This is a genomic window from Oryzihumus leptocrescens (genome assembly GCF_006716205.1).
GTDB lineage: Bacteria > Actinomycetota > Actinomycetes > Actinomycetales > Dermatophilaceae > Oryzihumus > Oryzihumus leptocrescens.
The window spans coordinates 2563298-2585834 of the sequence record NZ_VFOQ01000001.1; the positions used below are offsets into that span (position 1 = coordinate 2563298).

The 22537-nt window shown below is 72.4% G+C and carries 19 protein-coding genes; 4 read left to right on the plus strand and 15 right to left on the minus strand.

What is annotated here, in order from left to right; genetic code table 11:
* Window positions 1–81: 81 nt before the first annotated feature.
* Window positions 82–543: a hypothetical protein gene (locus FB474_RS11950; protein WP_141788850.1), complete on the minus strand. Its 462-nt coding sequence runs from the start codon at window positions 541–543 to the stop codon at window positions 82–84.
* Window positions 540–1709 (minus strand): serine/threonine-protein kinase, encoded by a 1170-nt coding sequence (locus FB474_RS11955; RefSeq protein ID WP_185746141.1) that lies wholly within the window; start codon window positions 1707–1709, stop codon window positions 540–542. The genes FB474_RS11950 and FB474_RS11955 overlap by 4 nt, the downstream gene beginning before the upstream one ends.
* Window positions 1710–1913: 204 nt before the next feature.
* Here FB474_RS11955 and FB474_RS20770 point away from each other — a divergent pair, with 204 nt between their 5' ends.
* Window positions 1914–2060 (plus strand): hypothetical protein, encoded by a 147-nt coding sequence (locus FB474_RS20770; RefSeq protein WP_185746143.1) that lies wholly within the window; start codon window positions 1914–1916, stop codon window positions 2058–2060.
* A 65-nt stretch (window positions 2061–2125) separates the two neighbouring features.
* Here FB474_RS20770 and proB read toward each other — a convergent pair whose 3' ends face one another.
* The 6 genes from proB to FB474_RS11985 all read right to left on the minus strand — a co-directional run bounded on the left by proB (window position 2126) and on the right by FB474_RS11985 (window position 9530).
* On the minus strand, window positions 2126–3244 hold the full coding sequence (gene proB / locus FB474_RS11960) for a glutamate 5-kinase (protein WP_141788852.1): 1119 nt from the start codon (window positions 3242–3244) through the stop codon (window positions 2126–2128).
* Window positions 3245–3253: 9 nt separating this feature from the next.
* Window positions 3254–4783 (minus strand): GTPase ObgE, encoded by a 1530-nt coding sequence (gene obgE, locus FB474_RS11965; RefSeq protein WP_141788853.1) that lies wholly within the window; start codon window positions 4781–4783, stop codon window positions 3254–3256.
* Window positions 4784–4905: 122 nt separating this feature from the next.
* On the minus strand, window positions 4906–5184 hold the full coding sequence (gene rpmA, locus FB474_RS11970) for a 50S ribosomal protein L27 (protein WP_141788854.1): 279 nt from the start codon (window positions 5182–5184) through the stop codon (window positions 4906–4908).
* Window positions 5185–5220: 36 nt separating this feature from the next.
* On the minus strand, window positions 5221–5529 hold the full coding sequence (gene rplU / locus FB474_RS11975) for a 50S ribosomal protein L21 (RefSeq protein ID WP_141788855.1): 309 nt from the start codon (window positions 5527–5529) through the stop codon (window positions 5221–5223).
* Between the two features lie 91 nt (window positions 5530–5620).
* Window positions 5621–8611, minus strand: a complete 2991-nt coding sequence (locus FB474_RS11980; RefSeq protein ID WP_141788856.1) for an Rne/Rng family ribonuclease — start codon at window positions 8609–8611, stop codon at window positions 5621–5623.
* Window positions 8612–8777: 166 nt separating this feature from the next.
* Complete coding sequence (locus tag FB474_RS11985) at window positions 8778–9530, minus strand: TIGR03936 family radical SAM-associated protein (protein ID WP_141788857.1); 753 nt, start codon at window positions 9528–9530, stop codon at window positions 8778–8780.
* Window positions 9531–9660: 130 nt separating this feature from the next.
* Between FB474_RS11985 and FB474_RS11990 the strand changes: the two genes are divergently transcribed.
* On the plus strand, window positions 9661–10641 hold the full coding sequence (locus FB474_RS11990; RefSeq protein WP_141788858.1) for a hydrolase: 981 nt from the start codon (window positions 9661–9663) through the stop codon (window positions 10639–10641).
* Between the two features lie 91 nt (window positions 10642–10732).
* Window positions 10733–10903: a hypothetical protein gene (locus FB474_RS20775; RefSeq protein WP_185746145.1), complete on the plus strand. Its 171-nt coding sequence runs from the start codon at window positions 10733–10735 to the stop codon at window positions 10901–10903.
* A gap of 85 nt (window positions 10904–10988) precedes the next feature.
* Here FB474_RS20775 and FB474_RS11995 read toward each other — a convergent pair whose 3' ends face one another.
* Window positions 10989–12971 carry a TIGR03960 family B12-binding radical SAM protein gene (locus tag FB474_RS11995; protein ID WP_141788859.1) on the minus strand — a complete coding sequence of 661 codons (1983 nt, stop codon included), beginning with the start codon at window positions 12969–12971 and terminating at the stop codon, window positions 10989–10991.
* Window positions 12972–13060: 89 nt separating this feature from the next.
* On the opposite strand from FB474_RS11995, the gene FB474_RS12000 reads away from it, so the two are divergent.
* Window positions 13061–13861 carry an SGNH/GDSL hydrolase family protein gene (locus FB474_RS12000; RefSeq protein WP_141788860.1) on the plus strand — a complete coding sequence of 267 codons (801 nt, stop codon included), beginning with the start codon at window positions 13061–13063 and terminating at the stop codon, window positions 13859–13861.
* Between the two features lie 12 nt (window positions 13862–13873).
* Here FB474_RS12000 and FB474_RS12005 read toward each other — a convergent pair whose 3' ends face one another.
* The 6 genes from FB474_RS12005 to infB all read right to left on the minus strand — a co-directional run bounded on the left by FB474_RS12005 (window position 13874) and on the right by infB (window position 22513).
* The gene (locus FB474_RS12005; protein WP_141788861.1) at window positions 13874–15043 is read right to left on the minus strand and encodes an alpha/beta hydrolase; all 1170 of its coding nucleotides are present in this window, start codon (window positions 15041–15043) and stop codon (window positions 13874–13876) included.
* A 98-nt stretch (window positions 15044–15141) separates the two neighbouring features.
* Window positions 15142–16989 (minus strand): AMP-dependent synthetase/ligase, encoded by a 1848-nt coding sequence (locus FB474_RS12010; protein ID WP_141788862.1) that lies wholly within the window; start codon window positions 16987–16989, stop codon window positions 15142–15144.
* 184 nt (window positions 16990–17173) lie between these two features.
* Window positions 17174–18133, minus strand: coding sequence for a bifunctional riboflavin kinase/FAD synthetase (locus FB474_RS12015; protein ID WP_141788863.1), 960 nt, complete (start codon window positions 18131–18133; stop codon window positions 17174–17176).
* Window positions 18134–18142: 9 nt separating this feature from the next.
* Entirely contained in the window at window positions 18143–19048 is a 906-nt protein-coding gene (gene truB / locus FB474_RS12020) for a tRNA pseudouridine(55) synthase TruB (RefSeq protein ID WP_141788864.1), read from the minus strand.
* Window positions 19045–19521, minus strand: a complete 477-nt coding sequence (gene rbfA / locus FB474_RS12025; RefSeq protein ID WP_141788865.1) for a 30S ribosome-binding factor RbfA — start codon at window positions 19519–19521, stop codon at window positions 19045–19047. Before rbfA ends, truB begins: the two co-directional genes overlap by 4 nt.
* 127 nt (window positions 19522–19648) lie before the next feature.
* A complete protein-coding gene (infB, locus tag FB474_RS12030; RefSeq protein ID WP_141788866.1) occupies window positions 19649–22513 on the minus strand; it encodes a translation initiation factor IF-2 in 2865 nt (954 codons plus the stop codon).
* Window positions 22514–22537 lie beyond the last annotated feature (24 nt).

Sequence of the window (22537 nt, forward strand, 5' to 3'; positions counted from 1 at the left end):
GTCGTTTCGTCCCGCGGACACGGCCCCAGGAGCGACGGACGACGCGCCGGGCCCCGTGTTGCGGACGGGTCCGCCCCTTCCCTAGTGGCCGTGGTGCCCGTCGCGGTGCCCGCCCTTGTCGTGATGTCCCTCGTGGGGACGCTTCGGGATGGGCGGGGGCCGCTTCGGCAGCGGCGCAGCACTGGGCTTCGGCCGCGGCGTGGCCGAGGGGGACGGCGCCGGCGATGCGACGGGGCGGACCGGCGGAGCCGCCAGGGCGGCAAGGTCGGCAGAGACGCGGTCGGCGGCCGCCTCGATGCGGGCGGCCTCCGCCGGGCTGACCCGGCCCGACCGACGTGCGGCGTCGAGGTGGGACCGCAAGGAGGCCAACGCCGCCGTGGCGGCCGGCAGGTCCCTGCTCGCCCCGGCGCGGGACACCGACAGCACGTCCCGCTGCAGCCCCGCGAGGGCCTGCCTGTGGGCGCCGGCCGTGTCCGTGGAGGCGCAGCCGCCGAGGGCGAGGCACACCAGGGCAACGGGGACCACCAGTCGGCCCACGGTCATCCCTGCACCGCCTGCTGCAGGTCGTGGAGGTCGACGCCAAGGCGACCGGGCACCGACGGGTACGCCGGTGGCCTCACCGCAGGTGTGGCGCTGGAGCCGCCCGAGCCGAGGATCAGGAAGCCGGCGGCGAGCAGCGACCCCGCGACGGCCACGGCGAGCGCTGCCCGGCGGCCCGCCGGCGGCACCGCCTGCAGACGGCGCCAGGACGAGGCCAGGCCATCCCTGGCACGCGCTCGGCGACTCGCGGCGCGGTCAGCTGCCCGGCGCGATGCACGGAGCGGCTGTGTCGCGGTGACGTCGCCGCCCAGCAGGGTCGCCAGCGTCTCGGCGACCTCCCCGGCGCTCGGCCGTCGCGACGGCTCGGTGTCGGTCATGCGCAGCAGCAGGCGGTGCAGCACGGGGTCGAGGCCCTCCGGGACATCCGGGGGCCGGTGGAGCCGCGCGACCGCCGACTCGATCGCGCTGCCGGGATAGGTGACCGTCCCGGTCAGGCTCTCCAGCACCACCAGGGCCAGCGCGTAGACGTCCGTGGCCGGGCCGATCGGCTCGCCCCGGACCTGTTCGGGGCTCAGGTACGGCGCCGTGCCCAGCGCGGTGCCGGTGAGGGTGCGCCGGGTTGCGTTGACGAGTCGCGCGATACCGAAGTCGGCGAGCTTGGCCACGATCTCGTGCTCCGGCCCCGTCACGGCCTCCCGGAGCAGGATGTTGCCCGGCTTGACGTCGCGGTGCACGAGGTCCCGGGCGTGCACGTAGGCCAGGGCGCTGGCGACCTGGCACGCCAGAGCTGCCGCCTGCACCTCGCTCAGCGGCCCCTGCTCACGCAGCTGACGCGACAGGGTCGGCCCAGGCACCAGCTCCATGACGAGGAAGGTCGGCGACCCGTCCCCGGCCGGCGGCCCGGCGTCGTGCACCGTCACCAGGGCGGGGTGGCTCAACGCGGCCAGCAGGCGGATCTCCGCGGGCTCCTGGCTGCTGAGGTCGTCGTCCACCCAGGGGAAGACCTTGACGGCGACCGGTCGCTGCAGGACCTCGTCCCGCCCGGCGAACACCTCGGCCATGCCCCCGCGACCGAGCAGGTGCTCGAGCCGGTAGCGGTCGGCAAGCACGTCCCCTGCCCCGACGGTGACGGGAACGGGTGACGGCCTGGTCGTGGGGCCGGAGTCCATAGGGGCAGTCTGCCGCACCGCGCGACGTGTCGCAGACCGGGGCTGGCCTGCGGAAACGCGGTGACAGCATTGTGTTCCGGGCCACACGAGATGCCCGGCCCTCATGCCCAGAATCCGCGAAAACAAACATGGCCCACAACTGGCGCAGGGCCCCCCTGATGCGGCTAAGGTCCCCCAGTCACGTCCCCCAACCAAGGAGCTCTCGTGATTGCGCTCGGCATCATCCTCATCATCCTCGGGCTGCTCGTCGCCAGCCTGAAGGTCCTGCTGACCATCGGCATCATCCTGCTGGTCGTCGGCCTCATCCTGAACTTCGTGCCGATCGGCGGACGCCGGCGTCGCCTCTACTGACGCATGCCCCGCGCCTCGGCCCCGGTCAGCCCTGACCGGGGCCGACGTGCACCTCCGGCCGGGAGCTAGAGCAGGACCAGGTCGTCGCGGTGGACGACCTCACGCTCGTAGGACGGGCCCAGCTCACGCGCCAGCTCGTGGGTGGTGCGGCCCAGCAGCCCCGGCAGCTCGGCCGAGTCGTAGTTGACCAGCCCCCGCGCCACCGCGTGCCCATCGAGGCGGCACAGGTCCGCCGGGTCCCCGTCGGTGAACGTGCCCTCGACCGAGACGATCCCGGCCGGCAGCAACGACTTTCGCCGCTCCACCACCGCCCGCACCGCGCCGGGGTCGAGCACCAGCCGGCCGCGCGGTGAGGTGGCATGGGCCAGCCACAGCAGCCGGGACGCACGCCGGGACCCGGTCGGCGCGAAGAAGGTGCCGACGTCCTCCCCCGCCAGCGCCTCCGCCGCCTGCGCCGTCGAGGTCAGCACCGTGGGGATCCCCGCGCCCGTGGCGATCGCCGCGGCCTCGACCTTGGTGGCCATGCCGCCGGTGCCGACGGCGGACCCCGACCCTCCGATCCGGACGTCGCTGAGGTCGTCGGCGTCCCGCACCACCGGGATCCGCGAGGTGCCCTCGCGGCTGGGCGGCCCGTCATACAGCGCGTCGACGTCGGAGAGCAGGACGAGCGCGTCGGCGTGCACCAGGTGCGCCACCAGCGCGGCGAGGCGGTCGTTGTCGCCGAAGCGGATCTCGTGCGTGGCGACGGTGTCGTTCTCGTTGACGACCGGCACGACGCCGAGGTCAAGCAGCCGGTCCAGGGTGCGCCGCGCGTTGGCGTAGTGGCTGCGCCGGGTCACGTCGTCGGCGGTCAGCAGCACCTGCCCGACGGTCAGCCCGTGCGTGCCGAAGGCATGGCTGTATGCCGCGACGAGGGCTCCCTGCCCCACGCTGGCGGCCGCCTGCTGGGTGGCGAGGTCACGCGGGCGCCTGGCCAGCCCCAGCGGGGTGATCCCCGCGGCGATGGCACCGGAGGAGACCAGCACGACCGACGAACCGGTCTCGCGCCTGGTGGCCAGGACCTCAACCAGAGCATTGAGCCGTTCCACGTCCAGGCTGCCGCCGTCACGGGTCAGCGAGCTCGACCCGACCTTGACCACGACCCGGTGCGCGTCGCGCACCGACGACCTCCCCACGCTGCTCATGGCCGCAGCCTAGAGTTCGTCGTCGTCCTCCGAGGCGGCGTCCGCCCAGTGACCGGCCTTGCGCTCGGCGGCCAGCTCCTCGCGCGCGGCCGTCTTGGCGGCACGGCGGGCGGCGTAGTCCTCACGCTTCTGGTCACGCGTCGGACGGTGGGCGTCCTCAAGGCGCAGGTCGGTGCCACGCGGGCCCGCCAGCAGCTCGGCCCCGGCCGACATCGTCGGCTCCCAGTCGAAGACGACGGCGTTGTCGGTGGCGCCGATGACGACGGTGGCCCCGGCCACGGCGCCGGCCTTGAACAGCGCCTCCTCGACGCCGGCCCGGTTCAGCCGGTCGGCGAGGTAGCCCACGGCCTCGTCGTTGGAGAAGTCGGTCTGGCGCACCCAGCGCGTGGGTCGCTCGCCGACGACGCGGAAGATCTCGCCGTCGGGGGTGTTCTCGCGGGTCACCGTGAAGCCGCTGTCGTCGACGGCCTTGGGCCGCAGCACGACCCGGGGGACCTCGACGACCTCGAGCGCCTTGCGGGCCTCGGCCACGTGGCGGGCCATGGCGAAGCCGAGCTCGCGCAGACCGGTGCGGGCGACGGCGGAGACGATGAAGACCTCCAGCCCGCGGGCCTCGAGGTCGGGCTTGACCATCTCGGCCAGCTCGCGGGCCTCGGGCACGTCGGCCTTGTTGAGCACGACGATGCGGGTGCGCTCCGAGAGCGGCTTGCCTCCGAGGGACTCGTCGGCGACGTACTGCGACAGCTCCTCCTCGATGACGTCGAGGTCGCTGAGCGGGTCGCGGCCCGGCTCCAGCGTGGCGCAGTCGATGACGTGCACGAGCACCGAGCAGCGCTCGACGTGGCGCAGGAACTCCAGGCCCAGGCCCTTGCCCTGGCTGGCGCCGGGGATGAGGCCGGGCACGTCGGCGACGGTGAACCGCTCGTCTCCCGCGGTGACCACGCCGAGGTTGGGCACCAGGGTGGTGAAGGGGTAGTCCGCGATCTTGGGCCGCGCCGCGGACAGCACGGAGACCAGGCTGGACTTGCCGGCCGAGGGGTAGCCGATCAGCGCCACGTCGGCGAGCGTCTTGAGCTCGAGGACGACGTCGAGGGCGTCGCCGGGCTCGCCGAGCAGCGCGAAGCCGGGGGCCTTGCGGCGCGGTGAGGCCAGCGCCTTGTTGCCCAGGCCGCCGCGGCCACCGCGGGCGATGACGTAGGTGGCGCCCATCCCGACCAGGTCGGCGAGCACATCGCCGGAGCCGGACTTGACCACGGTGCCCTCGGGCACCGGGAGCAGCAGGTCCTCACCGTCGGCGCCGTTGCGCTCGTCACCGGCGCCGGGCTTGCCGTTGGTCGCCTTGCGGTGGGGGTGGTGGTGGTAGTCCAGCAGCGTCGTGGACTGCGGGTCGACGACGAGGACGACGTTGCCGCCGCGTCCCCCGTTGCCCCCGTCGGGGCCGCCGAGCGGCTTGAACTTCTCGCGGCGCACGGACGCGACGCCGTGCCCGCCGTCACCGGCGGCGACGTGCAGGACGACTCGGTCAACGAAGTTCGCCATCAGGGCCTCTCATCGGGTGCTGCTGTGGTGGTGCCACGGTGCCGCAGCGCCGGGCAGAAACAACGCGAGGGGGCGGGCCGGACGGCCCACCCCCTCGCGTCGAGGATCGTGCGTGTCCCGCGTCAGGCGGACTCGCCGACGGAGACCGTCTCGGCGGGGACGATGTTGACGGTCTTGCGGCCCTTCTTGCTGCCGAACTTGACCGCACCCGCGACCAGCGCGAACAGCGTGTCGTCGCCGCCACGGCCGACGCCCTCACCGGGGTGGAAGTGCGTGCCGCGCTGGCGGACCAGGATCTCGCCGGCGTTGACGGCCTGGCCGCCGAACCGCTTCACACCAAGCCGTTGGGCGTTGGAGTCGCGGCCGTTGCGCGTCGAGGATGCACCCTTCTTGTGTGCCATGTTCTAAACCTCGTTCTCGTTCGTAAGGGGCGAGGCTCAGGCCTCGATCGCGGTGACCTTGACCTGGGTCGAGTGCTGGCGGTGACCCTGGCGCTTCTTGTAACCGGTCTTGTTCTTGTACTTCATGATCGTGATCTTCGGGCCCTTGGTGGCCTTGACCACCTCGGCCGTGACCTTGACCTTGGCGAGCTTCGCAGCGTCGCTGGTGACGGTGGAACCGTCGACCAGGAGCAGCGGCGTGAGGTCGACACTGTCACCGGCCGCCCCGTTCACCTTGTCGATGATGAGGACGTCGCCGACGGACACCTTCTCCTGACGGCCGCCAGCGCGGACGATCGCGTACACGATGAGCTCACTCTCTTATGTCGTTCGGGGTAAGCGCGCCGCTTCATGACTACCGGTCCGTCAACACGGGCTCGGTGGGCGCACCGAGGGATCAGGGTACTTGCTGGGCGCCTTGCTCAGCAAACTCGCGGGAGGCCTCCCCGGCGGTCGCCGCGCGGGGCGGTCCGGCCGGCGCGACCACACGGGCGCGCTTGCGTCGGCCTCGGGTCGCCGGGGCGGTGGCGGGCTCGGCGGCCACGACCGGCTGCGTCGCCGGGACCGGCTCCGCAGCAGGCTCCTGGGCAGCCGGCTCGGGCGCCTGAGCCGGTGTCGGCTCCGCGGCCTTCTCCGCCTCGACGGCCTGCTCGGGCTCCGCGGCCTTCGGTGCCTCGGCGGGCACGTCGGTCACGTCACCGGCCGCCACGGCCTCCACGGCCTTGGCGGCCTCGGCGGCGACCGCCTCGGCCTCCTCACCGGCGTGGGAGGCGTGCAGCGCCGCCGCGTGGGCGGCCGCCGCGATCTGCGCGGGGGTCGGGCCGGACGGGGCCGGCTTCTCCGCCGCCTTCTCGGCAGGCTTGTCCTGCTGGCCCTGGGCGGACGAGCCTGAGGTATCGCGCCCGCTCCCCTTGCCGCGGCGGCTGCGGGAGCGACCGGACCCACCCTGGCTGCCGTCGCCGGCGCCCTGGTTGTTGCCACCGTTGCCACCGTTGCCACCGTTGCCGGAGGACTTCTCCACCGGCTCGGCGTGCACGATGATGCCGCGGCCGTTGCAGTGCTCGCACTGCTCGGAGAACACCTCGATCAGGCCGGTGCCCACCCGCTTGCGGGTCATCTGGACCAGGCCCAGCGAGGTGACCTCGGCGACCTGGTGCTTGGTGCGGTCCCGACCCAGGCACTCCAGCAGGCGGCGCACGACGAGCTCGCGGTTGCTCTCGAGCACCATGTCGATGAAGTCGATGACGATGATGCCGCCGACGTCGCGCAGCCGGAGCTGGCGGACGATCTCCTCGGCCGCCTCGATGTTGTTCTTGGTGACCGTCTCCTCCAGGTTGCCCCCGGAGCCGACGAACTTGCCGGTGTTGACGTCGATGACCGTCATGGCCTCGGTGCGGTCGATGACCAGCGAGCCACCCGAGGGCAGCCACACCTTGCGGTCCATCGCCTTGGCCAGCTGCTCCTCCACTCGGTGGTGGGCGAAGACGTCGGTCTCGCTGGTCCACTTGGTCAGGCGGCCGGCCAGGTCGGGCGCCACGGAGTGGATGTAGTCGCTGACCGTGCCCCAGGCGGAGTCGCCCGACACGACCAGGCTGGTGAAGTCCTCGTTGAAGACGTCGCGGATGACCCGGACGGTCAGGTCGGGCTCGCCGTGCAGCAGCGCCGGGGCGTTGTTGCTCCTGGCCTTGGCCTTGGCCTGGATGTCCTCCCACGCGGCGGTCAGGCGGGCCACGTCGGCACGCAGCTCGTCCTCGCTGGCGCCCTCGGCGGCCGTGCGCACGATGACGCCGGCGTTGTCGGGCACGACCTCGCGCAGGATCTTCTTGAGGCGGGCGCGCTCGGTGTCGGGCAGCTTGCGCGAGATGCCGGTCATGTTGCCGTCCGGCACGTAGACCAGGTAGCGACCCGGCAGCGAGATCTGCGAGGTGAGGCGGGCACCCTTGTGCCCGATCGGGTCCTTGGTGACCTGCACGAGGACCGAGTCGCCGGAGCTGAGGGCGTTCTCGATGCGCTTGGCCTTGTTGTTCTCCAGGCCGGCCGCGTCCCAGTTGACCTCGCCGGCGTAGAGCACGGCGTTGCGACCCTTGCCGATGTCGACGAACGCCGCCTCCATGCTGGGCAGGACGTTCTGGACCCGGCCGAGGTAGACGTTGCCCGCCATCGAGGCGTTGCTGGTCTCCCGGGAGACGTAGTGCTCGACGAGCACGCCGTCCTCGAGGACGCCGATCTGGGTGCGGTCGTCCTTGTGCCGGACCACCATCACCCGCTCGACGCTCTCGCGGCGGGCGAGGAACTCGGCCTCGGTGATGACCGTGCGGCGGCGACCGGCCTCGCGGCCCTCGCGACGGCGCTGCTTCTTGGCCTCCAGGCGGGTCGAGCCCTTCAGCGAGGTGACCTCGTCGCGCTCCTTGCGCGGCTCGCGCACCTTGGTGACGGTGCCCGGCTCGTCCTCGCCCTCGGCGGCGCCCCCTCCGGTGCGGCGACGGCGACGACGGCGACGGCTGGTGGTGCTCTCGCCGGCCTCCTCGGCCTGCTCGGCCTCGGGACCGGTCTGGCCGGCGGCCTCGGCCGTCTCCTCCTGCTCGGCGGACTCGGGGGTGTCGGCCTGCTCGGCGGCCTCCCCGCCGCGGCCGCGGCCACGACCCTTGCCACCGCGACGGCGGCGACGGCGACCGCCGCCCTCGCCGGCCTCCTGGTCCTGCTCGTGGTCCTGCTCGGCGACCGGGCCCGTCCCGGCCTCGGCGGCCTCGGTGGGCTCGGCCGGTGCGGCCTCGGCGTGCGCCGGGGTGGCCTCCGGTGCGGTCGCGCGCCGCGAACGGCGGCGGGTGACCAGCGCCGGGTCCGGCGGCTGGAACAGCAGCCCGAAGCTGGGGACGGCCGGGGTCTCCTCGACGGCCTCCTCCTCGGCGACCTCCTCGGCCGGCACGACGACGGCTTCGACCTCGGCGGGCTCGGGAGCGGCGGGCGCCTCGGTGACGGGCACGTCGGTCTCTGCGTCCGTGGGCTCGGGAGCCGTGGCCGCGGCCTTCTTGGCGGTCTTGCGCGGGGCGCGCTTGGCGGCCTTCTTCGCGGGCTTCTCCTTCGGCGCGGCAGCGTCCTCGGCGCCCGGCTCCACGCCGGGCTCGGCGGCGGCCTCGCTGGTGGCGGGCTCGCTGATGGCCGGCTCGCTGGCGGCGAGCTCAGGGGCGGTGGGCTCGGTGACCCCCGCCTCGGGCGCGGCGGCGGCCTTCTTGGCGGTCTTGCGCGGCGCGCGCTTGGCGGCCTTCTTGGCGGCCTTCTTCGCCGGGGCCGGACCGGCCTCGGGCGTGGTGGGCGCCTCGGTGGTCGGCTCCCCACCGTCCTGCGCTGCGGCAGCGGTGTCGGGGAAGAGGTTGTCGTTGGATGCCATCAGGCGTCCTCCTGTCACCCACGGGGCGAGACCACACCCCGGGGCCCGGAGGCCCCCTCGTCGCCGCGCGGTTCGTGGTGGCGTCGTCCCTCCCGCGGGAGCGGGGCGGGACGGAAGTCGTCTCGTCTACACCTTGGGGGCTCGCGCGGGGACGCGCGTCACCGTCTCAGGTGCCGTCGCCGGCCTGGTCGGCAGCCAATGGATCAGCCACCGTCGCGGTTGCGGTCTGCAGCGGGCCCTGCGCCAGCCGAGTCACCAGGGGCGGTGTCGGCGGCGCCAAGGCGGCCACTGCTCGCAGCGCGCTCAGGACGTCGTCGGGGCGCACGGCGGGTGTGGTGTGCCGTACGACCATCCGCAGTATCGCACACGTGTCGTCCTCGGCCGGTGATGCTGTGAGCGACACGACGGCCTCGCGCACGTCGAACGTGCGCGGCCCGGACTTCATCATGCGGGTGACCTCCACCCGCTCCTGCTCCAGCAGCGCGGTGGCCGCGCGCTCGAGGTCGGCGACCGGCATACCGCGGAAGGTCATGACCCAGTCGCTGGCCTGGAGCCGGTCGGCCAGGGCTCCGGGCCGGGCCTCGACCACCTCGAGGACGTCCAGCCCGTCGGGCAGCGCCTCGTCGAGGGCCGCGCGCAGCCGCTCGGGGTCGACCCGCTCGGTCACCGACACCTCGACGTACTCCGCCTCGCTGGCGGTGCCGGTCGGCGCCGCGTTGGCGTAGGAGATCTTGGGGTGGGGGTGGAAGCCGGCCGAGAAGGCCATCGGCACGGCGGCGCGACGCAGCGCGCGCTCGAGCGCGCGCTGGAAGTCACGGGTGGAGGAGAAGCGCAGCCGCCCGCGCTTGGCGTAGCGGATCCGCAGCTTCTGGACGGCCGGCGGCGGGGTGGGTCCTTCGGGTACGCGCTGGCGGGCCATGAGCCGAAAGGTTACCGGTCACCAAGTCCTGCCCTGACCTTGACCTCGGGTTGGTCCGGGCCTTGCCGGCGGGGTGCGAGCGTCTCCTCGGCCCGACCGGGCCACACAGGACACACCCAAGGAGATCGCTGTGCCGACCCGCAGTCTCGTCCTCACCGCCACCGCGCTGACCACGCTCGCCGCCGGGCTGGCCACCGGGGTGGCGCCGTCCCAGGCGGCCCCCGCGGCCGCGCCTTCCGCGGCGACCGTCCCCGCCGCCGCCACCGCCACCTCGGCCCGGATCCTGTTCGACGACGGGCACGCCGAGACGGCCGGCAACGCCGACTGGATCATCTCGACCTCGATCCCGAACCCGTTCAACCAGAAGGCCTCCCCCACCGCCGAGACCGACTGGACCGGGGCGATCTCCTCGTGGGGCGTGTCCCTGGCGCAGTACCCGACCTACTACCCCACGCTGCGCACCACCACCGGCGCCCTGACCTACGGCACCACCGGCAGCCTGGACCTGAAGAACTTCGACGAGCTGGTCATCCCCGAGCCCAACACCGCGTTCACCGCCGCCGAGCGCACCGCGATCATGCAGTTCGTCCAGAACGGCGGCGGCCTGTTCCTCATCACCGACCACGACCAGAGCGACCGCAACAACGACGGCGTGGACAGCGTGGACATCGCCAACCAGCTGTTCACCAGCAACGGCGTGGACAACACCAACCCGTTCGGCATCACGGTCGACTACAAGAACTACTCCAGCGAGGACGAGACCAACATCCCGTCGGCGGCGAGGACCCACCCGGTCATCGACGGGCCCTGGGGCACGGTCACCGGCAGCATCCTGCGCGGTGGCACCACCTTCACCATCTCGACCAGCAGCAACCCCAACGCCCAGTGCCTGCTCTACCGCAACGCCGTCTCCAACACGGGCTCGACCGGCTGCTTCTTCGCGGTGTCGCAGTTCGGCTCCGGCCGGGTGGCGCTGTGGGGCGACTCCTCCCCCGTCGACGACGGCACCGGCCAGAGCGGCAACACCCTGTATGACGGGTGGAACGACCCGGCGGGCACCGACGCCGAGCTGGCGCTCAACGCCACGGACTGGCTCTCGCACCTGTCCTGAAACCGTCGCAGCCCGACGGCAACCAAACCGGTCGCCACGTCGTCCATGGGGTGACCGCACGATGCGGTCACGTCAGAAGGGGTGAGACCTCATGTGGTGGTTCATCGGGATCGTCGTCGTGGTCCTCGTCGCGGCGGTGGTCCTCCGCGGCAACCGTCCGGGCTCGGACAAGCGGATCGAGTCGGGCGTCATCGACTACGACGCCCAGGCGCGGCGCGGGCCTGGCACGGGCACCGGCCCCGGCGGACTCGGCGGGCTCTGACCCGGCGCTGACGTCCGTCGTCGCAGACGACACGAGGCCGCCCGCACCCCTGGGGTGCGGGCGGCCTCGTCGTATGCCGGTCGGCTCAGTGAGTCTCGAGCAGCTGGTCCCGACCGGAGTTGAGCACGGTCAGCGGGAGCAGGGTCTTGCCCGTGGGGCCGATCTCGATCTCGGTCCCCATCTGGGGGCAGACGCCGCAGTCGAAGCACGGGGTCCAGCGGCAGTCCTCGACCTCGGTCTCGTCGAGCGCGTCCTGCCAGTCCTCCCAGAGCCAGTCCTTGTCCAGGCCGGAGTCCAGGTGGTCCCAGGGCAGCACCTCGGCCTGGTCGCGCTCCCGGGTGGTGAACCACGCGACGTCGACCGGCTCGTCCGCGAGCGCCTCGGCGGCGCACCGCATCCAGCGCTCGAAGGAGAAGTGCTCGCTCCAGCCGTCGAAGCGCCCGCCGTCGCGCCAGACGGCCTCGATGACCTTGCCGACGCGCCGGTCGCCCCGGGAGAGCAGGCCTTCGACGATGCCCGGCTCGCCGTCGTGGTAACGGAACCCGATCGAGGAGCCGTAGCGCTTGTCGGAGCGGATCGCCTCGCGCAGCTTGGTCAGGCGTGCGTCCGTCTCCTCGGCGCCGAGCTGGCCGCACCACTGGAACGGCGTGTGCGGCTTGGGCACGAACCCGCCGATCGAGACGGTGCAGCGGATGTCGCGCCGGCCGCTGACCCGGCGGCCGGTCTCGATGACCTTCTTGGCCAGCTCGGCGATCTGCAGCACGTCCTCGTCGGTCTCGGTCGGCAGGCCGCACATGAAGTACAGCTTCACCTGCCGCCACCCGGCGCCGTAGGCCGCGGCGACCGTGTTGATGAGGTCCTCCTCGGACACCATCTTGTTGATGACCTTGCGGATCCGCTCGGAGCCACCCTCGGGCGCGAAGGTCAGGCCGGAGCGCCGGCCGTTGCGGGTCAGCTCGTTGGCCAGGTCGATGTTGAACGCGTCGACCCGGGTGGACGGCAGCGACAGCCCGGTCTGGGTGCCCTCGTAGCGGTCGGCCAGGCCCTTGGTCAGGTCCGCGATCTCGGAGTGGTCCGCGCTCGAGAGCGAGAGCAGGCCAACCTCCTCGAACCCCGTCGCCGCCAGCCCGCGCTCGACCATCTCGCCGATGCCGGTGATGCTTCGCTCCCGCACGGGGCGCGTGATCATGCCGGCCTGGCAGAAGCGGCAGCCGCGGGTGCAGCCGCGGAAGATCTCCACGGACATGCGCTCGTGGACCGACTCGGCCAGCGGCACGAGCGGCTGCTTGGGGTAGGGCCACGCGTCGAGGTCCATCACCGTGTGCTTGGCGACCCGCCACGGCACGCCCTGGGCGGCGGGCGCGACACGCTTGATCCGCCCGTCGGCCAGGTAGTCGACGTCGTAGAAGGCGGGCACGTAGACGCCACCGGTGCGCGCCAGGCGCAGCAGCAGCTCGGTTCGCCCGCCCGGGCGGCCCTGTGCCTTCCACGCCGTGATGAGGTCGGTGATCTCCAGGACCGCCTGCTCGCCGTCGCCGATGACCGCCGCGTCGATGAAGTCGGCGATCGGCTCGGGGTTGAACGCCGCGTGGCCACCGGCCAGCACCACCGGGTCGTCGTCGCCGCGGTCGCGCGCGTGCAGCGGGATGCCGGCGAGGTCCAGCGCGGTGAGCATGTTGGTGTAGCCGAGCTCGGTGGAGAAGGACATGCCGAGCACGTCGAAGTCCCGCACGCTGCGGTGGCCGTCGACGGTGAACTGCGGCAGCCCCGCGGACCGCAGCTGGGCCTCCATGTCCGGCCACACGGCATACGTGCGCTCGGCGAGCGCGTCCGGGCGCTCGTTGAGGACTTCGTACAGGATCATGACGCCCTGGTTGGGCACGCCGACCTCGTAGGCGTCGGGGTACATCAGGGCCCACCGGGCGGTGAGCTCCTCCCCGCCGGGGCCGAACCCTGCGCAGTTCCAGTCCTTGACGGTGGAGTTCAGCTCACCGCCGACGTACTGGATCGGCTTGCTCACCTGCTCCAGCAACGGCTCCAGGGCAGCAAAAAGCGACTCGCCAGGCATGGGCTCAAGGGTAACCCGCCCCGCACCGTGCCCTCGAACGCGCACGCGCACGCGGCCCCACACTCAGGTTCGCGGCGTACGGTGCGCGCGTGTCCTCCGCGTCAGACCCCGGGCCCCGCCGTGGGCCGCTGCGCCGGCTGGGGCTGCTCGCCGCAGCCGCCGCGGCCGTCGCCGCCACCGTCCTGGTCACCGCCGGCGCCACCGGGGACCGTCACCCGCCCCCGCTGCCGGTCCGGGTGGTCGGGATCGGGGACTCCGTCACCACCGGAACCGCGTGCCACTGCACCGACTTCGTCCGCCTGTATGCGCGGGCGCTCACGTCGCGGAGCCGTCCGGCGACCGCCACCAACCTGGGCGCCGGCGGGCTGACCAGCGAGCAGCTCCTCGACGCCCTCCGGCGCCCCGGAGTGGTCCGCGAGGGTGTTTCGCGGGCCGATGTGCTCCTCGTGACGATCGGGGCAAACGACCTCGAGCCGCTGATCTCACAGTGGCGGAGCTCGGGGTGCCCTGAGAGCTGCTGGTCACCGAGCGTGTCCAAGGTGGCCGGCACCGTGGCCGACGTGGTGCGGACTGCCCAGGCCCTGCGGGGCGACCCCCACGAGCGCATCCTCGTCACGGGCTACTGGAACGTGTTCGACGACGGTGACGAGGCGTCGAACGCGCACGGCCCGGCCTACGTCGCCTGGACGGACCAGCTCAGCCGAGGGTTCAACAGCGCCGTGTGCGCGGCGCTCCGCGGCACGGGCGCCACCTGCGTGGACCTCTACACGCCGTTCAAGGGCGACGGCAGCAGCAACCCCACCCCCTTCCTGGCCGCCGACGGCGATCACCCGAACGCCGCAGGGCACCGGCTGATCGCCGGTGCCCTGCTCGCCGCGTCGGGCCGCTGATCGACGCGGTGCCTAGGCGTGGAGATGGCTCGAGAGCCAGTCCAGGGACTGGGGCAGCTGGGCGCCCCAGGTCGAGAAGTTGTGGCCGCCCTGGTCGACGATGAGCGCGTCCACCTGCATCGGCGACCGTGCGGCGGACAGGAACTTCCGCAGGCCGTCGAAGCCGGTGACTCCCGGCTCCTGGCGGGACATGGTCGCCAGGAGGGAGATCGGCGGCTGGGGCAGGTGGGTAACCCGCCACTGGAGGTCGTTCAGGTTGCGCAGCACCGTGGAACCGCCCCACAGGTCGCCGGTGGTCCTGTCGTGCAACGTGATGAAGTAGCCCGACAAGGACACCGCTGACGTGAACGTGTCCGAGTGCATCATGGCGAGCTTGGCGGCGCAGTAACCTCCCGTCGACTCGCCGATGGCGCCCCACCCGAGAGGGCGAAGGCGCAGCAGGTGCCGGAGCGCGTCAGGCACGTCCTGGGACAGGTAGGTCAGCGCCTGGGGGCCGTTCGGCACGTCGGTGCACTCGGTGTCCCGCGGGGGCGCGACCGTGGGCCGCAGGAACACCAGCACCATCGGGTGCGCCCGATGCGCTGACATCTCCTTGAGCAGGGTGTCCGGGTAGTCGAGACGGTTGACGAGGTTTCGCTCGTCGCCCGGGTAGCCGGTGATGGCCTCCACGGCAGGGAAGAGCCGGTGGGCCCAGGCGGGCTGGAAGTACTGCGGCGGCAGGTAGACGATCGCGGGTGCGCTCAGCAGGGACCGGGGCCCGGAGATCGTGAGGGACTCGACGCGTCCCTTCGTCGCCCATTGCGCCGGCGTGGACCACGACGCGTCGACGTGCACGTGCGTCACGCCCGCAGGCTGGGGCTCGCCCGGGGTGAAGATGGACGCTCCCGTTGCCGAGACCCCGGTCCGACCCGAATGATGGGCCACGATGTGCACGATCCGCCCGTTGCTGGTCGACCCGCCGAACAGGTCGGACCAAGAGGCGTAGAAGTAGCCGTAGTCGTTGATCGCCGCCGCGACGAGCACGACGGCGGAGACCTGGCAGAGCAGGATGCTGACCAGCCGCTGCAGCGTCCGCACCGGCCGCGGGCCGCGCCAGCGCGACCAGAGCACCCACGTGGCCAGCGGCAGCCCCACCGCGAGCACGGCCAGCAGCGCCAGCAGCGGCGCACCCAGCAGCGACATCGAGCCCTCCTCGCGGCGGTCCCGGGGCGGGTCCGCCTCAGAACGCGAGTGTGCGCCCCCCGGCTGGGAGGAGGCTGGACGTCGGCCGTGAAGGTCTGTCAGACCCGGTAGAGCTCGTTCAGGTCGGGGCGGAACCGGTCCTCCACCACGCGCCGGCGCAGCTTCATGCTCGGCGTCAGCTCGCCCTCCTCGATGGACAGGTCGCGCGGCAGGATGATGAAGTTCTTGATCGTCTCCCAGCGGTTGAGCCGGCTGTTGAGCTCGTCGATGTGCTCCTGCACCATCGCCCGGCACTCCGGGGAGGTCACCATCTCGCGGTAGAGCTTGCCGGCCATGCCGTGCTCGACCCCCCACTCGGTGATGGCGTCGTAGTCGAGGGTGATCAGCGCGGTGACGAAGTGCCGGCCCTCGCCGTAGACCATGAACTGGCTGACGTAGGGGCAGATCCCCTTGAACATCGCCTCGATCGCCGACGGCGCGACGTTCTTGCCCTGGGAGGTCTTGAACAGGTCCTTCTTGCGGTCGGTGATCCGCAGGAAGCCGTGCTCGTCGATGCTGCCGATGTCCCCGGTGTGCAGCCACCCGCCCATGTCCAGGGCCTCCTCGGTGGCCTCCGGCTGGTTGAGGTAGCCCTGCATGACGCCCGGCCCCTTGATGAGCACCTCGCCGTCGTCGGCGATGCAGACCTGGGTGCCCGGCACCGGCCAGCCGACGGTGCCCGGGATGTACGAGCCGGGGCGGTTGACGAACGACGCGGCGCTGGTCTCGGACAGGCCGTAGCCCTCGAGCACGGGCATGCCCACGGCGTCGAACCAGCGGGCGATCTCGGGGTCGAGCGCCGCCGAGCCGGAGATGAAGAACCGCACCCGCCCGCCGAAGCGGTCGCGGACCTTGTGCAGCACCAGCTTGTCGGCGATGGCGTGGCGGGCGGCGAGCATGCCGTGCGGCTTCTCGCCCCGCTGGCGCAGCTCGGCGACCTGTCGGCCGACGCCGATGGCCCAGTTGAACAGCCGGGCCTTCTCCCCGCCCTCGCCGGCGACCATCGTGGTGATCTTGCCGTAGGCCTTCTCGAAGATCCGTGGCGCGGCGCCCATGAACGTCGGCTGGACGTCGGGCATGTTCTCCACGATCCGGTTGACCCGGCCGTCGACCGCGGTGGCGAAGCCAACCTGCAGCGGGAGGACGAGCAGCATCTTGCCGAAGACGTGGGCCAGCGGCAGCCACAGGTACTGCACGTCGTCGTCGTTCAGGATCCCGAGGGAGTCGATGCCGGCGACGGTGTAGGTCCACGAGTCGTGGGTCAGCCGCACGCCCTTGGGCTTGCCGGTGGTGCCGGAGGTGTAGATGACCGTGGCGAGGTTCTGCGGCCGGATCTGCGCGATGCGCCGGTCGACCGCGTCCGGCTCGGCGGACAGGAGCCGCCGACCCAGGGCCTCGAGCTCGTCCCAGGTCAGCACCCAGCCGTCGTCGCCGTAGGCCTTGCCGTCGATGACGACGACGTGCTCGACCCAGGGCAGCTCGTCACGGTGCTCGCGGAGCTTGACCACCTGGGTGACGTCCTCGGCGATGACGATGCGGCTCTGGGAGTCGCTGACGATGAAGGCGCTGTCGCGGGCCGCCGTCGTCGGGTAGAGGGTCGTGGTGGCGGCACCGGCGAGCATGACCGCCAGGTCGGCCAGCACCCACTCGATCCGCGTGGTCGAGGCGACGGCGACCCGGTCCTCGGGCTCGATCCCCAGCGCGATCAGCCCGGCGGCGAGCACGTCGGCCTTGGCCGAGACCGCCTCCCAGGTGATGGCCTGCCACTGGTCGCCGTCGACGTAGCGGAACGCCTCCCCGTAGGGGCTGGCCTTGACCCGGTCCCGGAACAGGTGCGCCACCGTGGGGGCGCGGTCCTGGATGACGGCGTGGTTGACCTGCTCGTCCTGCACCGACGGTCTGCCCATGCGGTGGCACCTCCGGGGTGGTGTGTGGCGCCTCCGTCCGGAGGCGCGTCCGACAGCTCCCGGCCCGGCGGACGACCGGGCCGACCCCGGATCTTCCCAGCCCCTGCTCAGCGAGTAAAGACCCTGACAAAACTGGACAAGTCGGACATGCCGAACCGTGACCTGGGGTATGCCGTCCCGTCGCCTACGAGGGGACGATGGACGTGAGCACCTCGCGGCAGCGCTCCACGTCGTGGGCCATCTGCTCCAGGAGCTCCTCCACCGAGTCGAACCGCTCGGTCGGGCGCAGCCGCTCGACCAGCTCGACGCCCACCTGCTCGCCGTAGAGGTCGAGGTCGGTGCGGTCCAGGGCGTAGGCCTCGACCCGGCGCTGGTGCCCGTCGAAGGTCGGGTTGGTGCCGATCGAGACCGCCGCCGGCAGCACCCGTTCCGCGTCCTCCTCGGGCCGGTCCAGGCGCAGCAGCCACCCGGCGTACACCCCGTCCGCGGGGACGAGCCCGCCCATCTCCTGCGGGAGGTTGGCCGTGGGGTAGCCCAGCTCGCGGCCCCGGTGGTCGCCGTGGACGACCGTGCCGCTGATCCGGTGCGGGCGCCCGAGGATCTCCGCGGCGGCCGCGACGTCGCCGGTGGCCACGAGCTCGCGGACCTGGCTGGAGGACCAGCGGGTGTCGCCGCCGAGGTCCTTGAGCACGACCACGTCGAAGCCGTGCTTGTCGCCCAGCGCCCGCAGGGTCGAGACGTCACCGGAGTTGCGCACGCCGAAGCGGGTGTCCTCCCCCACCACGACGGCGGTCGCGCCGAGCGCCTCGACGAAGACCTCCTCGACGTAGCGCTCGGGCGTCCACCCGGCCAGCTCGGCGGTGAACTCCTGCACCAGGACGGCGTCGAGGCCGGTGCCCTCGAGCAGGTCGAGGCGCAGCCCGAGCGGGGTGATCGTGCGCGGCGCCTGGTCGGGGCGCAGCACCGCGACCGGGTGCGGGTCGAAGGTCACCGCCACCGCCTGCGCGTCGCGCTCGCGCGCCTGCTCGATCACGGTGGCGAGGACCGCGCGGTGGCCGCGGTGCACGCCGTCGAAGTTGCCCAGCGTCACCACGCTCGGGCCAAAGCCCTCAGGGATCTGGGTCAGGTCGGTCCATCGCAGCACGCGGACACTCTACGGAACGGGGAACACCACGTGGGTGCGGGCCAGCATGCCCCGCTCGTCGAGCATCGCCACCAGGCGCCCGTCCGGCGCGAACGCCGCCACCGGGTCCTCCCGCAGCGGCTTGCGCGAGGGGATGCGCTGGCCGTGCCCGACCATGCGCGCCTCGTCGTCGGTCAGCTCCCGCACGTCGAAGGACGCCCGCGCGGCGTCCGCCAGGGACACCACCGGTATGCCGTCCGCCTCCGCCGCGGCCTCGAGCTCGGCCAGCGTGCGGGCCGCCGCGAGGTCGAACCGGCCGACGCGGGTGCGGCGCAGCGCGGTGAGGTGGCCGCCGACGCCGAGGGCGGCGCCGAGGTCGCGGGCCAGAGCGCGGACGTAGGTGCCCGAGGACACCTCCACCTCGACGTCGAGGTCGAGCACGGGGTGCCCGTCGGCGCTGACGTGGCGCCGGTCGAGCACGTCGAAGCGGCTGACCGTGACCCGCCGCGCACGGAGAGCCACGTCCTCCCCCGCGCGCACCCGCGCATACGAGCGCTTGCCGTCGACCTTGATGGCGCTGACGGCGCTGGGCACCTGGTCGATCTCGCCGGTGAGGGCAGCGACGGCCTTGTCGACCGCCTCGTCGGTGAGGCCGGAGGCGTCGGCGCCGGCGGTCACCTCACCCTCGGCGTCGTCGGTGACGGTGTCCTGGCCGAGCCGGATCGTGGCCGTGTAGGTCTTGTCGCAGCCGACCAGGAAGGTCAGCAGCTTGGTGGCGCGCTCGACCCCGAGGACGAGCACACCGGTGGCCATCGGGTCCAGCGTGCCGGCATGGCCCACCCGGCGGGTGCCGCACAGGCGACGCGCCCGCGCCACCACGTCGTGGCTGGTCCACCCGGCCGGCTTGTCGACGATCAGCAGGCCTTCGGGGCTCACGCGCGCCGGGCCTCCCGGTCGTCCTCGTCCAGGTCGTCGAGGTCGTCCTCGTCCTCCCGCGGCTTGCGGTAGGGGTCGGACTCGCCCGCGGGGACCGCGCCGGCAGCGGCGGCGGCCACGGCGGCGTCGCGCTCGCGGGCCTCCTTGAGCAGGTCCTCGAGGTGGGCGGCGTTCTCGGGGATCGCGTCGGCGAAGAACTCCAGCGTCGGGGTCAGCCGGATGCCGATCTGCTTGCCGACGAAGGAGCGCAGCTTGCCCTTGGCCGCCTCGAGCGCCTCCGCCGTCTCGGCACGCTCCTCGTCGGAGCCGAAGACCGTGTAGAACACCGACGCGTGCTGCAGGTCGTTGGTGACCCGCACGTCGGTGATCGTGATGAACCCCAGACGGGGGTCCTTGACGCGGTACTCGAGGTTCTCGGCGATCAGGACCTTGATGCGGTCAGCGATCTTGCGGGCGCGTGCCGGATCAGCCATGCGTCTTACCTTCCTACAAATCAGGGATCGGGTCACCTCAGGTGAGCCCGGAGAGGGCTGGTGAGCCCGGAGACAAAGGTGAGCGGCGGTCTCGTCTGAGACTCGCCGCCCACCTTCGGTGACCTACTTACGCACGCGGCTTTTCACGCATCTCGTAGGTCTCGATGACGTCGCCGATCTTGATGTCGTTGAAGCTACCGAGGTTGATACCGCACTCGTAGCCCTCGCGGACCTCGGTGACGTCGTCCTTGAAGCGACGCAGACCGGTGATCTCGAGGTTCTCCGTGACGACGACGCCGTCGCGGGTGAGGCGGGCCCGGGTGCCGCGCTTGATCTCGCCGGAGCGGACCAGCGAGCCGGCCACGTTGCCGAACTTGCTCGAGCGGAACACCTCGCGCACCTCCGCGGTGCCGAGCTGGGCCTCCTCGAACTCCGGCTTGAGCATGCCCTTCAGGGCCGCCTCGATCTCCTCGATGGCCTGGTAGATCACCGAGTAGTAGCGGATCTCGACACCCTCACGCTCGGCCACATCCGCGTTCTGGCCCTCGGCCCGCACGTTGAAGCCGATGATGATGGCGTCGGAGGCCATCGCCAGGTTGATGTTGTTGAGCGTGATCGCACCGACGCCGCGGTCGATGATGCGCAGGTCGACCTCGTCGCCCACGTCGATCTGGAGCAGGGCGTCCTCGAGCGCCTCGACCGAACCCGACACGTCACCCTTGAGGATGAGGTTGAGGGTCTCGACCTTGCCGGCCGCGAGGGCCTCGTTGAGGTCCTCGAGGCTGATGCGCTTGCGGGCCTTGGCCAGGGAGGCCTGGCGGTCGGCCGCCTCGCGCTTCTCGGCGATCTGGCGGGCCGTGCGGTCGTCCGGGGCCACCACGAAGGTGTCACCGGCACGCGGCACGGAGGACAGACCGAGCACCTGGACCGGACGGGACGGGCCCGCCTCGTCGATGTTCTTGCCGTGCTCGTCGAGCATGGCGCGAACGCGGCCGTAGGCGCTGCCGGTGACGATCGCGTCGCCGACGCGCAGGGTGCCGGCCTGGACCAGCACCGTGGCGGTGGCGCCACGGCCCCGGTCGAGGTTGGCCTCGATCGCGACACCACGGGCGTCACGGTCGGGGTTGGCCCGCAGGTCGAGCGCCGCGTCGGCAGTCAGCAGGACCGCCTCGAGCAGGCCGTCGATGTTCTGGCCGGCCTTGGCCGACACGTCGACGAACATCGTGTCTCCGCCGTACTCCTCGGCGATGAGGTTGTACTCGGTCAGCTGCTGGCGCACCTTCGAGGGGTTCGCACCTTCGACGTCGATCTTGTTGACCGCGACCACGATCGGCACGTCCGCCGCCTGGGCGTGGTTGAGCGCCTCGATGGTCTGCGGCATCACGCCGTCGTCGGCAGCGACGACGAGGATCGCGATGTCGGTGACCTTGGCACCACGGGCACGCATGGCCGTGAAGGCCTCGTGACCCGGGGTGTCGATGAAGGTGATCGCGCGGTCGATGCCCTCGTGCTCCTTGTGCACCTGGTAGGCACCGATGTGCTGGGTGATGCCACCGGCCTCACCCGCGGCGACGTCCTCGTTGCGGATCGCGTCGAGCAGGCGGGTCTTGCCGTGGTCGACGTGACCCATGACGGTCACGACCGGCGGACGGGGCGCGAGGTCCTCGTCGTCCTCGGACGCGATACCGGTCTCGAGGTCGATGTTGAAGGAGTCGAAGAGCTCCTTCTCCTCCTCCTCCGGGGAGACGACCTGCACGTCGTAGCCGAGCTCGGCACCGAGCAGCTTGAAGGTGTCCTCGTCGAGGGACTGGGTCGCCGTGGCCATCTCACCGAGGTGGAACAGCACGGTCACCAGGCTCGCCGGGTTGGCGTTGATCTTGTCCGCGAAGTCGGTCAGCGACGAGCCGCGACGCACGCGCACGACGGTCTTGCCGTCACCACGGGGGACGCTGACGCCACCGATGGTGGGCGCCTGCATCTGCTCGAACTCCTGGCGCTTCGCGCGCTTGGACTTGCGGCCACGGACCGGACGGCCGCCACCGCGACCGAACGCACCGGCGGTCGCACCACGGCCACCGGGGCCACCACGGCCACCGCCGCCGGGACGACCGGCGAAGCCGCCGCCACCGCCACCGGGACCGCCACCACCGGGACGACCGCCGAAGCCGCCGCCACCGGGACGACCACCCGGGCGGGCGGGACGCTCACCGGGACGACCGACCGCAGCGCGGTCGGGCATCATGCCCGGGTTCGGGCGGGGACCACCGGGACGCGGGGCCGCCGGACGCGGACCGCCGGGGCCGGCAGCGCCACCGGGGCGGTTGCCGCCCTGGGGACGGGGCATGCCCTGGCTGGAGGCGAAGGGGTTGTTGCCCGGACGCGGAGCGCCCTGGCCGCCACCCTCGCGGCCGCCGTCACGGCCACCGCGCTGGCCGCCGCTGCGGCCGTCACGCGGCATGCCCTGGCTGGGGGCGAAGGGGTTGTTGCCCGGACGCGGGGCGCCGGGACGCGGGGCCGGACGCGGGCCGGGGGTCGGCGCGCCACCCTCGCGGGCCGCCGGAGCGGCGGGAGCGGCCGGGGCCTCGGGAGCCGGGGTCGGCTTCGCGGCCGGCTTGGGGCCCGGCGTGGGCGCGGTGCGGGCCGCGGGGGCCTCGACCGGCTTGGCGGGTGCCGCCGGGGCGGGGACCTCCGGCGCAGGCTTGGCCGGGGCGGCCGCAGCCGGCTTGGCCGGTGCAGCGGGGGCCGGCGCAGCCGGGGCGGGGGCAGCCGGCTTCGCGGCGGGGGCCGCCTTCTTGGCGGGGGCAGCCGGCTTGGCGGCGCCACCGCCGGCGAGCTCGGCGGGGAACGTCTCGCGAATCTTGCGCACGACAGGGGGCTCGATGGTCGACGACGCCGACCGGACGAACTCGCCCTGCTCCTTCAGATGGTTGAGCAAAGTCTTGCTCTCGACTCCGAGCTCCTTGGCGAGCTCGTAGACCCGGACCTTAGCCACGTTTCTCCTGTCCTCGGTCCGGAC

What these genes read in the sequence shown, in the direction of transcription:
- FB474_RS11950 (WP_141788850.1), bottom strand. Translation starts at nt 543, where the DNA reads ATGACCGTGGGCCGACTGGTGGTCCCCGTTGCCCTGGTGTGCCTCGCC.
- FB474_RS11955 (WP_185746141.1), bottom strand. Translation starts at nt 1,709, where the DNA reads ATGGACTCCGGCCCCACGACCAGGCCGTCACCCGTTCCCGTCACCGTC.
- proB (WP_141788852.1), bottom strand. Translation starts at nt 3,244, where the DNA reads ATGAGCAGCGTGGGGAGGTCGTCGGTGCGCGACGCGCACCGGGTCGTG.
- obgE (WP_141788853.1), bottom strand. Translation starts at nt 4,783, where the DNA reads ATGGCGAACTTCGTTGACCGAGTCGTCCTGCACGTCGCCGCCGGTGAC.
- rpmA (WP_141788854.1), bottom strand. Translation starts at nt 5,184, where the DNA reads ATGGCACACAAGAAGGGTGCATCCTCGACGCGCAACGGCCGCGACTCC.
- FB474_RS11980 (WP_141788856.1), bottom strand. Translation starts at nt 8,611, where the DNA reads ATGGCATCCAACGACAACCTCTTCCCCGACACCGCTGCCGCAGCGCAG.
- FB474_RS11985 (WP_141788857.1), bottom strand. Translation starts at nt 9,530, where the DNA reads ATGGCCCGCCAGCGCGTACCCGAAGGACCCACCCCGCCGCCGGCCGTC.
- FB474_RS20775 (WP_185746145.1), top strand. Translation starts at nt 10,733, where the DNA reads ATGTGGTGGTTCATCGGGATCGTCGTCGTGGTCCTCGTCGCGGCGGTG.
- FB474_RS11995 (WP_141788859.1), bottom strand. Translation starts at nt 12,971, where the DNA reads ATGCCTGGCGAGTCGCTTTTTGCTGCCCTGGAGCCGTTGCTGGAGCAG.
- FB474_RS12005 (WP_141788861.1), bottom strand. Translation starts at nt 15,043, where the DNA reads ATGTCGCTGCTGGGTGCGCCGCTGCTGGCGCTGCTGGCCGTGCTCGCG.
- FB474_RS12010 (WP_141788862.1), bottom strand. Translation starts at nt 16,989, where the DNA reads ATGGGCAGACCGTCGGTGCAGGACGAGCAGGTCAACCACGCCGTCATC.
- rbfA (WP_141788865.1), bottom strand. Translation starts at nt 19,521, where the DNA reads ATGGCTGATCCGGCACGCGCCCGCAAGATCGCTGACCGCATCAAGGTC.